A 12,232-nucleotide genomic window follows, 5' to 3' on the forward strand; every position below is an offset into this window, starting at 1 on the left:
TTGCATTGCAAAATCATGGATTTTTAAAAGGCTGAATAGATTATTCAGCCTTTTTTTATTGCGCTTCATTCATCATTCTGAAGGTTAGATTTACCCTCACATCAAGCACCTTTTTGGTCGGAGGCAACCGATGCAACCAATAGCTTTGGGTTTCATCTTTCATGACCAGTAAACTGCCATGTGCCAACACCAACTCGACCTTTTCTTGAGTATGTTTATGCTTAAAAGCAAACTTCCGCTCGGCACCCAAGCTTAAAGAAGCAATCGCAGCATGTTGTTTCAGTTCTCGTTCGGCATCACTATGCCATGCCATTCCTTCTTCACCTGAATGATATAAGTTTAATAAGCAAGCATTAAACGTCTCACCCGTTTTGGCTTCAACCAAGGCTTTCAATCCCAATAGCTCAGGCGTCCACGGCAACGCTTGTTTGGTGGTTTTAGAATAGGTATAGGAAAAAGCCTGATCGGCATACCAAGCCACTTTACGCTTGGTCACAATGGTCTTACCAAAAATTACCGCCAAATCATTTTGCCAAACGATACTTTCTAATAGTCGATGTAAATAATGATCCGCCAAAACACTATCCATAATTTGACCGTAGTAATGCACACAGCCCTGATAAGGCAATAAATTCTGCTTAGAATCAAACTCGACGGGAAATAATGACATTTAAGCCTCTGCTGAATGGGCATGAATTTGGGCACTTTCCCAACCAATCATCGCCGTCTTGCGGGTTGCTCCCCAATGATAATTGCCGAGTACGCCTGACGCTTGAATGACCCGATGACATGGAATTAAAAATGCCACGGGATTATGTGCCACGGCACTCCCCACCGCACGTGCTGCTTTGGGTTGCTCAATCTGCGATGCCACGTCACGGTAACTCGCCAGTTGACCCGCAGGAATCTTAAGTAAACTTTCCCACACCTTTAATTGAAAAGCTGAACCCTTTAAATGCAGCTTGACGTGCTGTATCGAGTTTGGCTGTGCTGTCAACAAAGCCACTGCACGCTGCTGCATTTCATCCGTCTGCTCAATATATTCAGCATGAGGAAACTTGGCGTGTAATTCATTCAGGGCTTGCGCATTCTGTTCCACAAAAGCCAGTGCACAGATTCCTTTTGGTGTGGAAGCCACCAACACACGCCCAAATAAAGTTTCTGCAAAACTATAAGAAATCTTTAAGCCAGCCCCGCCCTGTTTATATTCGGCAGGTGTCATGCCTTCAATTTGAATAAATAAATCATGTAAGCGACTGCCACTGGATAATCCTGTGTCAAATGTCGCATCTAAAAGTGCATGAGATGCTGTTGAAGTTAGAATCGATTTGGCATGTTCCACGCTGATATATTGCAGAAATTTCTTAGGACTGGTGCCTGCCCATTCGCTAAATAAACGTTGAAAATATGCAGGACTTAAATGTACATGTGCCGCCACATCCTCCAGCGTCGGCTGATGCTGAAAATTTCGCTGAATATACTCAATCGCTTGAGCTACTCGCTGATAATGCTGTTGTGAAGACATATTCATTCATCCTTGCAGATTTCCTTTTCACTTTAGCAATTCTTGCTATAGCTGAAAATCCGAATCATGCTCAGTTTGAGTCACTACCTTAATTGATCAGGCATAAAAAAACTGCACCAACAAGGGTACAGTTTTTGATCTATCGCTGAGATGATTACCCCAGATCAATGTGCATAGTATTTATGACCTTGATCACGTAACGCCGCAATTTTTTTGCCTTCTTTTTTTGCTTCATCTAATTTACCAGCTTGCGCAAGTGCTTTAGTTTTATCAATTTCTACAATAATCTGGTCAAATAAAGCGCTTGAACTTGGCACTTTTTCAGCGGTATGCGCGGTCAATTTATATTGCTTAGCATGTACCGCAGCACCACGCATATTGTTCAAAGCACTGGTTGCAGCTTGTGGTGTTGAGGCTTGGTTAAAGGCTTTATAATTTTTCCCTAGGGTTTTCATATCATCTTGTAAACCCGCTGCCATAACGGTATTGCTCAATAGCAAAGATGACAACATTACAACGGTGGCTAAAGTTTTTTTAATCATGAGGATGTCCTATCAAAAACTGTGGCTATGATTTATTTATCGTGGGCAAATATACAAAAATGTTTATTTAAACATTCTGTTTTATTCTACTGATGTAGCATACATAAAAAATGCAACGGATTCGTTGCATTTTGATAAAAATTTCACACGTTTATTTGGCTTTATGTTGTTGTAAAGCATCGTGCATGGCTTCGACCAATTGTTGCGCAATCTCTTGTTTTGAGGCTTTTTCTAAATCACGTTTATCCATATGGTATTGATTGGCAAAAAACACCGTCATGGCATTTTCATCCGAAGCAAAACCAATATCAGCACGTGACACATCATTACAGGCAATCATGTCCAGTTTTTTGGCGACCAACTTGCCTGCTGCATATTCTTCCACATTACGTGTTTCTGCGGCAAAGCCAACCATAAATGGGCGCTTTTGTTGCTGAGCAATAGTCGCCACAATGTCTGGGTTTTTCACTAAAGCGACATTGAGCTCATCACCCGATTTTTTAATTTTATGTTCAGCCACTTCAGCAACGCGATAATCAGCGACTGCTGCTGTGGCAATGAAAATATCACAGCCTTCTTCCAACATTTGCATACTGCTATTCAACATTTGAATCGCAGAGGATACGTTCACACGGCGTACCCCATTTGGAGTATCTAAACTGACAGGACCTGCAATTAAAGTCACTTTTGCCCCAGCTGCATAACAGGCAGCCGCCAACGCAAAGCCCATTTTGCCTGTACTGTGATTAGAAATATAACGCACAGGGTCTATCGCTTCACGGGTTGGACCTGCTGTAATCACTACATGCTTACTTGCCAATAGACCAAATTTTTCAGCAATTGCGCGTTGTGCTTTATGAAAATATTCTGTGACTTGATAAGCCAAATCTTCTGGTTCAGGCATACGACCTAAACCCACATCACCACATGCTTGAGAACCGGCTTCTGGCATAATCACATGCACGCCATCTTCAATCAGGGTATTCAAATTACGCTGCGTGGCTTTAGCTGCCCACATTTGTTGATTCATGGCAGGTGCAACCCAAACGGGTGCTTTGGTCGCAAGATATAAAGTGCTGAGCAAATCATCTGCCAAACCTGCGGCAAACTTGGCTAAAGTATCGCAACTGGCAGGTGCCACCAACAATAAATCTGCCCAACGCGCCAATTCGATATGTCCCATGCCTGCTTCGGCTTCTGGATCAAGTAATTCTGTATGCACGGGATTGCCAGACAAGGCTTGAAAGGTCAGTGGGGTAATAAAAGCCTGAGCACCATGCGTCATCACGACACGGACATTAAATCCCTGATCTTTAAGTCGACGAACTAAGATGGCACTTTTATAGGCTGCAATTCCGCCTGTTACAGCCAAAATGATGTTTTTATTTGGAATTACACTTAAATCAAAGCTCACAAACAGTATACCTTTCTGTTGCAGTGGCGCTCACAATAGCATTAAATATCCGCATACCCAAGTGATTGACTAGGGTAAAACTTGATAATAAACATGAAAAAGCTCAACAAAAATGAATCTATCGATCAAACATTGGCCCGAACAAGAGCGTCCACGCGAACGCTTATTACAACAAGGGGCGAATAGCCTTTCAGATGCTGAATTATTGGCTATTTTTCTGCGCTCTGGTTCCAAACAACATTCAGCCGTTGAATTAGCCCGACTGCTCATTCATCACTTTGGTGGGCTAGCCCCTATTCTGAATGCTGAACTCCCTCAACTCAGTCAGTTTCATGGCATTGGAGCCACTAAATATTCTCAGCTCATGGCAGTCAAAGAATTGGGACGGCGTTATGTGGCACAGCAATTACAGCAACACAGTCTAGAAATTCAAAATTCCTCACAACTGCTTGATTATTTACGCTTTGAACTGTTGGGAGAAACGCAAGAAGTATTTGCGGTTCTGTGCCTAGACAGTCAACTGCGCAAACTGAATTTTAAAAAACTCTTTTTTGGTTCACTGAATAGTTGTACGGTCTCCCTGAATCAATTACTGCGTTATGCCTTGCAACAACAAGCCAGCTCGATTGTGATCGCACACAATCATCCTTTAGGACATGCCCTGCCTTCGGCTGCGGATATTGCCTTAACGCAACAAATTGCGCACGCCTGTCAACTGCTTGAAATACAATTGTTGGATCATTGCGTGATTGCTGCGACAGGTAGTTTTTCGTTTGCTGAGCAGGGCTTGATCAAGTCCACTTAAAGCTTTTCAACCGATATTGACAAAACCTAAACGACAGATGAAGATCAAGCAAAAATAAATGATGAATCAGCCCACATGATTGTGCGAGAACAACCCGACGTCTTTAAAATTTTATTTTCATGGCGCGGTACCATCCTTCCGAAAGTTTTACCCCCCTTAGGCGTGGTCATGCTGATTTCCACCATTGTCGGTGGTGTATCACACATGGGATATTTTCATTTTCCAGAACTTCCCTTGGTTGGCTTCACTTTGATTGGTGTTGTACTGTCCATTTTCCTTGGGTTTAAAAATACGGCTTGTTATGACCGCTGGTGGGAAGCGCGTAAACTTTGGGGCATGTTGATTGCCAATGCACGCCACTTTGACCGTAACTGTCGTATTCTTACACAGGCACGGCGTGAACGAGTCATTCAGCATGTCATTGTCTTTGCCAACGTATTGCGTGACCGACTGCGCCATCAGACTGAGAACCCAACCGAACTGACTGAAACTACAGGCTTAAGCCCGCAAGCGTTGGCTCAACTGTATCAACAGGTCAACGCTCCGCAGTACACGCTCAGTCTGATTCAATGGGAACTAATGCAGGCCTTAAAAGAAGGTGAAATCTCAGACATTATTTATGCACAAATGAATGAACATGTGGCGGAAATGAGCTTGGTACAAACAGGCTGTGACCGAATTGCCACAACGCCATTACCTTTTGCTTATTCTGTATTGCTAAATCGTACCGTGTATTTTTTCTGTTTCATGCTCCCGTTTAGTTTAGGTGCAACTTTAGGACTGGCTACGCCATTACTGGTCGGTATCTTGGCCTATACCTTTTTGGGCTTAGATGCCTTAAGTTCAGAAATTGAAGAACCGTTTGGCACACAAAGTAATGATTTACCCCTAGATGCAATGGTACGTACCATTGAAATTGAATTACTTGGCACCTTAGGTAAGCCGACTCCACCACCAATCCAAGCACAGGATAACAATCTCTTATAAAACCAACCATTCAAAATCAACAGTCCTCTTTGTAAAACAAAAAAGACGAAATTAAACAAATATTTAAAAATCAAGATCAGGAGTCAAAATATGATTAAAATTTTAGGACGAACAGATTCCATCAATGTCAGAAAAGTCCTCTGGTTATGTGATGAATTACATTTACCTTACCAGCGTGAAGATTGGGGTCGTGGCTTCCGCTCCCCGAAAGAACAAGAATTTGTACAATTAAACCCGAACGCCACCATTCCTGTACTCATTGATGATGAGTTGATTCTTTGGCAATCGAATTCGATTATTCGTTACTTGGCCAATGCTTATGGTGGTTCAGCACTTTATCCAACAGAGCCAAAAACACGTGCACTGATTGATCAATGGATTGATTGGCAAGGGATTGAGCTCAATAACAGTTGGGTCTATGCCCTGATGCACATTATTCGGAACTCTCCTGAACATCAAGATCAGAAGGAAGTTGAAAAAAGTATTCAAGCGTGGAATAGCATGATGCTCATTTTAGAAAACCAACTCGCAAACACTCAGGCGTATGTCGCGGGTCAGCAGTTTTCATTGGCAGATATTCCAATTGGGCTTTCTGTACAGCGTTGGTATCTAACACCATTTGAGAAACCTGACTGTCCACATGTAAAACGCTACTACGACCTTCTCAGTCAAAGAGAGCCTTACTTAAAATGGGGCAATAATGGTCAAAACTAATTCAGCATTTACTGAAAAAGTTCCCAAATCCCGACTTGCCCTACTTTCATAACAGGAATATGCCCCAGTTTAACCCACGGCATATTTTCACCATGAAAATCACTGCCCACAGACACTTTTAAACCCTGTTCCTCAATCATACGATCCACCATTTGGCGGGTCGCAGGTGGATCAATTTTCGGTGGTAATTCCACAGCATCCCCACCTGATTGTGCAAACAATTCAATTAAATAACGGACATTGGTCGCAGACAAGTCATATCGGGTTGGATGTGCCAGAACTGCAAAGCCACCACTGGCATGAATCGCTTGAATAGTTTCTTCAAGTCCTAATCCATCAAACTTTACATAGGCCTTCTTGCCTTCTTTAATATATTTATCAAACGCTTGTTGTACACGACTGACGATTCGCTTTTCCACCAAGGTTTTCGCAATGTGGGTTCGCGTGATGCGATCTGCCTCACCCTCAACCTTAGCCAGTACATCTGCATAAATATCCTGACCAATCAAAGGTGTAAGCAAGGTACAAATCTGCGCAGCACGTTCGGCTCGAATCTGTTTCTGTTGTTCTAACACGGCAAGCAAAGGCTCAGGATGCTGCATGTTCAGTGCGACAATATGGACGCTATAACTTTTCTGAGTGGCTGGACGTGACCATTGGCTGGAAATTTCCACCCCAGAGATGAGCTTCATGCCATAAGCTTGTGCAGTGCGTTCTGCCAATGCCAAGCCATCCATAGTATCGTGATCGGTCAATGCCAGCGTATGGATGCCTTTTTCATGCGCAGCATGCACCAGTTGCTCCGGTGACAAAGTTCCATCAGAAATATTACTATGTGTATGTAAATCTACGCCAAGCATCACTTATACTAAGCCACTTTATTAAACAGATTCAGATACTCTAACATGAAAGCACTTTTAGACTTTGTGCCACTCATTATTTTCTTTTATTTATATAAGACTGTAGATCCGAAAGATACCCAGCATCCGTTACTCCAATTGATCGGTTCCTCGGGTGGTGTAGACAATAATAATATTTTAGTGGCAACAACGGGCTTAATTCTTTCCATGCTGGTGGTTTATGGCGCATTGTTCGTCATGCAAAAATTCCGTTTAGACAAACAACAGTGGATTGTGTTGTTTATGACGGTCATTTTTGGTGGCATTACCCTCATGCTCAGTGATGACTTCTATATTCGTCTTAAAGCAGCATTGTTAAATATAGTCTTCGCAGGTGCTTTCCTGTTATCCCCGTATTTTAGTAAAGACCGTAGTCCACTCATCAAACGCTTATTTGCCCCTATTTTTAATTTGGGTGAACTGGGCTGGAAAAGACTCAATTATGCTTGGGCAGCCATGTTTGCGGTCATGTCTGGCTTACATGTCTTTTTTGCTTTCTTATTTATGAATGGAAAATATTGGGGCGAATTTACCGCTTTTGGTGACATGCTGGTGATGTTTTCCTTTATCATTATCCAGTTTATTGTATTACGTAAACATTTTAAGTCTTCTGAAGATTAATATTCGTTTCGCGCGCAGAGAATCATCATGCCATTATTTGTTGTGACTTGTACCGATCAAGACGGTACTGTAGAAAAACGCCTTGCGGTACGCCCTCAACATCTCGCACGTTTAGAGCAATTAGATGCTGAAGGCCGCTTAATTGTTGCAGGTGCAATGCCTAAAGACCCGAGCAATCCACAAGCAGGTTTTTACGGCAGTACCATTATTGTTGATTTTGACAGCCGTGAAGCACTCGATACTTGGCTACAAGATGAGCCTTTCTTGAAAGAAGGCGTCTATGCTCAAATTGAGGTTAAACCTTTTAACAAAGCGTTTCCTAAAGGATAAAGTTCATGCGCGCTGTTGTTCCTAGTTTACTGGGTCTTTCTTTATTGTGTTCTACGGCTTGGGCGGTAGAACCTGCAACAACTTCTCCAGTTCCTGCTGTAGCCCCTGCTGCCCCTACTGCACAAGCACCGACAGCGCCACCACAAACCCTTCCTGCGGACAAACCACGCGTGATTCCTGCTGTAGCAACAGTAAATCCCAACGGACAGCCGCAAGAGGTTCAACCCCTTACGGCGGAACAACTTGCCAAAAATAAAGCCTTACAAGATTTAAAAATCAAAGCTTTGGTCAAAGACCAATCCGTACGCCTACAACAATTGGAAAAGGCCAATTTAGAAGCATTGGCACAAAATCAAGAATTACAATTAAAAAATGATAGTTTAGGTGTTCAAGTGCAAGTGCTACAAAGTGAACGTAGTGCCCAGATGTTTATTTATGGCGCTGTTACACTTGCCGTTGGCGTACTATTGGGTTTCTTAATTGCCAGCTATGCACAGACGAAACGTCGGCGCCAATGGTAATTTTCTACGCTTAAATCATATAGGTTGCTGCTTTTGTCACATGCAATACAAACGGCCGATCTCGATTGGCATCTCGTCGATGGCATCGAGGTGCCTGTTTCTAAACAATTTGGCGATGTTTATTTTTCTAAAGACAATGGTTTATTAGAAACGCGTCATGTGTTTTTACATGGCAATGACCTGAGCCTGCGTCTGGCAAATCTAAGTGACTACCAATATTTTTCTGTTGGGGAAACAGGCTTTGGTACGGGCTTAAATATTCTGGCGCTGTGGCAAATGTGGCAACAATGTCGCCCCGATAACCATAGCCATTTACATGCCATCAGTGTGGAAAAGTTTCCGCTTGCCAAACCCGATTTAATTCGTGCCTTAAATGCTTGGCCTGAACTCAAACCATTGGCCGATCAACTGATTCAACAATATCCCTTACCGCTTGCGGGTTGTCATCGCCTAAATTTTCCTGAAGAACGCTTTAGCCTTGATCTTTGGCTAGGCGATGCGCATGATGTTTTTCCACAAATGGAAAAAATGCATCCCCTTAATGCGTGGTTCTTAGATGGTTTTGCACCTGCTTGCAATCCTGATATGTGGCAAGAACAAGTCTTGAATCATATCGTGCGACTCTCCGATTATGGAACGACTTTTGCCTCATTCAGTGTCGCGGGCGTATTAAAACGTGGGCTAAAACAACATGGTATTCAGATCACTCGTCCACGTGGTTTTGGTCATAAACGGGAAATGCTCAAAGCCTGTTGGTTACAACCAGAATCCACATCAGAAAATGATGCTGCTCATACCACAGCACTCAATCCAATTGACGTGATGCACCCGAAGCAACGTCAAATCGCGATTGTCGGTGCTGGCATTGCAGGTTTAAGCTGTGCTTGGGCCTTTGCCCAACGTGGACATCAGGTCACCCTATATGACCAAAGTGCACCACTCGCTGGCGGTTCGGGAAACCCCTTGGCTTTACTCAATCCTAAATTGTGTCCAATTGAGCAAAGTCATGAACACTTGATGACCCTGGCATGGCAACATGCACTGCGCCACTATGCCCAATTTCAGGCATTTCGCCCAATTCAAGTCAATCAGATGGCATTAAAAAATGCGGAAGATTTATTGAGCTTAGCCACTGAATATCCTGAACAAGTGCTGAACACCTCAACGGCACAGGACTGTGCCATTGCAACAGAGTTTCCGAGCTTAAATCTATTACAGGCAGGTGTGGTTTCTCCACATGCGCTACGCGATCAAATTCTGCAACATCCGCTGATTCAGTTTCAGCAAGCCACCATCAAGAACTTCAGTTCCAATCCAACTGTCCAGATCTTTGATACACAGAATCAGTGTCTGGGTGATTTTGATCATGTGATTGTGTGCTGTGCGCGCAACAGCCAAGCTTTTTTTGAACATTATCCCCAACTCAAACCCATTCGGGGTCAGGTCAGTTGGGTCAACAATCAGACGCAAACTTTAGCTGCCGATCAAGCCTATAGCTATGGTGGCTATTGTATGCAGCTTGATGCTGAGCATTTAATTCTGGGCGCATCCTTTTATCCTCATCGGGATGATTGTGAAGTGCTCGCAGAAGACCATGTGCATAACTTCAATTTTATCCACAGTGTGTTCCCCAATTATGCACATTCCTTGCCTCCAACCTCAACCTGGCAAGGTCGCGCGTCTGTCCGTGCACAGACCAATGATTATTTCCCTGTACTGGGTCGCTTGGATCAGACTAAAGAAATTTATAGCTTGGCGGGATTAGGCTCTAAAGGTTTTTTATTCGCACCACTGTGTAGTGAAATTTTGGCTGCAACAATTCTTTCAGAAGCTTGCCCTATTCCGAGCCCACTTTTGAAAAAGTTGGATATTCAACGTTTTGTAAAAAAATCTAAACCAAAGAAACCCTATTTTAAAGCTCATCCGAATGCACAGACTGAAAATTAACTCTCTTTTATATCAGTGTTGTTTTCTCTTCTTCATTTATGAAAAAAGCGCCATAAGGCGCTTTTTTTTGAATCAGGTTCCTTGTTCTAAAGGTAAACCTGCATCACGTGCCGCTCGGGTACCTCCCATCAGCACAACATACTCACGTGAATCATCTAAACCATCAAGAAGTTCAGCCGCACGTGGCGCCTTACTTCCGCCACCACATAAAATGTAAATGGTCTGATCCGCAGACACCTGAGTCAAACAATCTGCTGACAAGCCTGTAATTGGCTGATTTACCGCACCTTTAACGTGGGCTTCAGCATAAGCACTTGCATCACGGACATCCCAGATAATGGCATCGTCTGGGAACTCAAATGTTGTAATTTCTTGTTTACGGATCATTGCGCACTCCTTTGATGTAAACAACACTTGGCAAATGAAGAAAACATCCCTAGCATCTCAGATATTCTTTCCCTTTGTAAAGGTCTATTCCATGCCATCTTTCGATATTGTTTCAGAATTAGAGATTTTTGAAGTAAATCATGCAGTTCAGAACACGCAAAAAGAAATTGCGACGCGTTTTGACTTCCGCGGACAAGATGTTTCTATTGAACTCAATGAAAAGTCTAAAGAAATTAAAATTAGTACCGAAAGTGATTTCCAATGTGAGCAAGTCTATAGCATGCTGGAAAACCATTTTTATAAACGCAAAGTCGATGTACAAGCTTTAGATCCACAAAAAGCCACGGCTTCAGGTAAAAATGTGATTCAAGTGATCAAACTGAAAGATGGCCTTGACTCTGATACTGCAAAAAAAATTAATAAAGCCATTAAAGAAAGCGGCATTAAAGCGCAATCTTCAATTCAAGGCGACAAAATTCGCGTGACTGATAAAAAGCGCGACACTTTACAGCAAGTCATGAATTTCTTGCGTGAACAACAATTTGGGCTTCCATTGCAATTTAATAATTTTAAAGACTAATGTGAGACCATCCCCCTAACATCTAGAGGTATGATATGACACAAAGTAATCGTTTATCCAAACTGGTCAAAGCGACATCGAAATTTCCGCAAGGGATTCGAAGTACCCTTTGGAGCAAAGCCTTTGGTCGTATTGTGCCTATGGTGGGCACAGCCAATATTCGTTATCTGGAAGTCGATCAACAGCATGTGGTGGTGCGTATAGAAAATCAACGCAATATGCAAAACCACATTAAAGGCGTACATGCAGCAGCCATGGCGTTGTTGGCAGAAACGGCCACAGGTTTTTTAACAGGCCTGCATGTGCCAGATCATCGAATTTTGCTGATTAAAACCCTACATGTCGATTATTTAAAAGTCGCTCAAGGCGGGCTTACTGCCACCGCAAGCTTAAGCCCAGAACAGCAGAAGTTGATTGCTGAACAGGAAAAAGGGGAATTACTGATTCCTGTGACGGTGATTGATGATGCAGGCAATGAACCGATTCAATGCCAAATGCTTTGGGCTTGGTTACCTAAGCGCAAGTCGGCTTAAAATAGAGGCATAAAAAAACCAGCAATGTGCTGGTTTTTTTATTCACACTTAAGCCGATTGGGCTTCCATAAATTTCTGCTTCACTTCTTCAGGAATTTGACGTTTGTTGCCTTTTACATCCACCGCAACAAAAGTGAATACGCCCTCTGTCACGCGTTTTGCCTCACGTGAGCTATCATGGCTATCCCAAACTTCAATTTGCATTTGAATTGAAGTATTGCCGACTTTCAAAATTTTGGTATAGCAACTAATCACATCCCCAACTTTTACTGGCACCAGAAAAGTCATTTGATTAATTGAAATAGTTGCACAGCGCCCTTTACTAAAGCGTTCTGCATGGATTGCTCCCGCCAAGTCCATTTGTGACACAATCCAGCCACCAAATACATCGCCACTCCAGTTGGTATCTGCTGGCATCGCAATGGTT

At 42.9% G+C, this 12,232-nt stretch carries 16 protein-coding genes; 9 read left to right on the plus strand and 7 right to left on the minus strand.

The genetic code is table 11. The features are described from left to right. Positions 1-55: 55 nt before the first annotated feature. The 4 genes from E0H87_RS05155 to coaBC form a co-directional block, all read right to left on the minus strand. The gene (locus E0H87_RS05155; RefSeq protein ID WP_131322631.1) at positions 56-670 is read right to left on the minus strand and encodes an alpha-ketoglutarate-dependent dioxygenase AlkB family protein; all 615 of its coding nucleotides are present in this window, start codon (positions 668-670) and stop codon (positions 56-58) included. Further along, entirely contained in the window at positions 671-1,525 is an 855-nt protein-coding gene (locus E0H87_RS05160) for a bifunctional transcriptional activator/DNA repair enzyme AdaA (protein WP_131322632.1), read from the minus strand. 164 nt (positions 1,526-1,689) lie between these two features. Then, the gene (locus E0H87_RS05165) at positions 1,690-2,067 is read right to left on the minus strand and encodes a cytochrome b562 (RefSeq protein ID WP_131322633.1); all 378 of its coding nucleotides are present in this window, start codon (positions 2,065-2,067) and stop codon (positions 1,690-1,692) included. Between the two features lie 151 nt (positions 2,068-2,218). Then, positions 2,219-3,481 (minus strand): bifunctional phosphopantothenoylcysteine decarboxylase/phosphopantothenate--cysteine ligase CoaBC, encoded by a 1,263-nt coding sequence (gene coaBC / locus E0H87_RS05170; protein WP_131322634.1) that lies wholly within the window; start codon positions 3,479-3,481, stop codon positions 2,219-2,221. 112 nt (positions 3,482-3,593) lie between these two features. Between coaBC and radC the strand changes: the two genes are divergently transcribed. From radC to E0H87_RS05185, 3 genes are all read left to right on the plus strand, one after another. Next, positions 3,594-4,286: a RadC family protein gene (gene radC / locus E0H87_RS05175; RefSeq protein WP_131322635.1), complete on the plus strand. Its 693-nt coding sequence runs from the start codon at positions 3,594-3,596 to the stop codon at positions 4,284-4,286. 75 nt (positions 4,287-4,361) lie between these two features. After that, positions 4,362-5,273: a bestrophin family protein gene (locus E0H87_RS05180; RefSeq protein ID WP_131322636.1), complete on the plus strand. Its 912-nt coding sequence runs from the start codon at positions 4,362-4,364 to the stop codon at positions 5,271-5,273. Between the two features lie 90 nt (positions 5,274-5,363). Then, the gene (locus tag E0H87_RS05185; protein ID WP_131322637.1) at positions 5,364-5,987 is read left to right on the plus strand and encodes a glutathione S-transferase; all 624 of its coding nucleotides are present in this window, start codon (positions 5,364-5,366) and stop codon (positions 5,985-5,987) included. A gap of 8 nt (positions 5,988-5,995) precedes the next feature. On the opposite strand, the gene E0H87_RS05190 is transcribed toward E0H87_RS05185, so the two are convergent. Further along, on the minus strand, positions 5,996-6,847 hold the full coding sequence (locus E0H87_RS05190) for a PHP domain-containing protein (protein WP_131322638.1): 852 nt from the start codon (positions 6,845-6,847) through the stop codon (positions 5,996-5,998). Between the two features lie 45 nt (positions 6,848-6,892). On the opposite strand from E0H87_RS05190, the gene E0H87_RS05195 reads away from it, so the two are divergent. From E0H87_RS05195 to mnmC, 4 genes are read left to right on the plus strand one after another with little or no spacing between them, the layout of a single operon-like run. Next, the gene (locus tag E0H87_RS05195; protein WP_131322639.1) at positions 6,893-7,507 is read left to right on the plus strand and encodes a septation protein IspZ; all 615 of its coding nucleotides are present in this window, start codon (positions 6,893-6,895) and stop codon (positions 7,505-7,507) included. Positions 7,508-7,534: 27 nt separating this feature from the next. After that, positions 7,535-7,837, plus strand: a complete 303-nt coding sequence (locus E0H87_RS05200) for a YciI family protein (RefSeq protein WP_016166245.1) — start codon at positions 7,535-7,537, stop codon at positions 7,835-7,837. 5 nt (positions 7,838-7,842) lie between these two features. Further along, complete coding sequence (locus E0H87_RS05205; protein ID WP_131322640.1) at positions 7,843-8,358, plus strand: hypothetical protein; 516 nt, start codon at positions 7,843-7,845, stop codon at positions 8,356-8,358. 33 nt (positions 8,359-8,391) lie between these two features. Further along, positions 8,392-10,305, plus strand: a complete 1,914-nt coding sequence (gene mnmC, locus E0H87_RS05210) for an FAD-dependent 5-carboxymethylaminomethyl-2-thiouridine(34) oxidoreductase MnmC (RefSeq protein ID WP_131322641.1) — start codon at positions 8,392-8,394, stop codon at positions 10,303-10,305. 72 nt (positions 10,306-10,377) lie between these two features. Here mnmC and E0H87_RS05215 read toward each other — a convergent pair whose 3' ends face one another. Beyond that, entirely contained in the window at positions 10,378-10,692 is a 315-nt protein-coding gene (locus tag E0H87_RS05215; protein ID WP_131265035.1) for a rhodanese-like domain-containing protein, read from the minus strand. Positions 10,693-10,783: 91 nt separating this feature from the next. On the opposite strand from E0H87_RS05215, the gene E0H87_RS05220 reads away from it, so the two are divergent. Then, entirely contained in the window at positions 10,784-11,272 is a 489-nt protein-coding gene (locus E0H87_RS05220; RefSeq protein ID WP_131322642.1) for a YajQ family cyclic di-GMP-binding protein, read from the plus strand. A 35-nt stretch (positions 11,273-11,307) separates the two neighbouring features. Beyond that, the gene (locus E0H87_RS05225; RefSeq protein ID WP_131322643.1) at positions 11,308-11,805 is read left to right on the plus strand and encodes a DUF4442 domain-containing protein; all 498 of its coding nucleotides are present in this window, start codon (positions 11,308-11,310) and stop codon (positions 11,803-11,805) included. A gap of 48 nt (positions 11,806-11,853) precedes the next feature. Here the strand turns inward: E0H87_RS05225 and E0H87_RS05230 are convergent, their stop codons facing one another. Further along, positions 11,854-12,222: an acyl-CoA thioesterase gene (locus tag E0H87_RS05230; RefSeq protein ID WP_413773110.1), complete on the minus strand. Its 369-nt coding sequence runs from the start codon at positions 12,220-12,222 to the stop codon at positions 11,854-11,856. Positions 12,223-12,232 lie beyond the last annotated feature (10 nt).

The sequence above is a fragment of the Acinetobacter sp. ANC 4178 genome (assembly GCF_004331175.1).
Lineage (GTDB): Bacteria > Pseudomonadota > Gammaproteobacteria > Pseudomonadales > Moraxellaceae > Acinetobacter.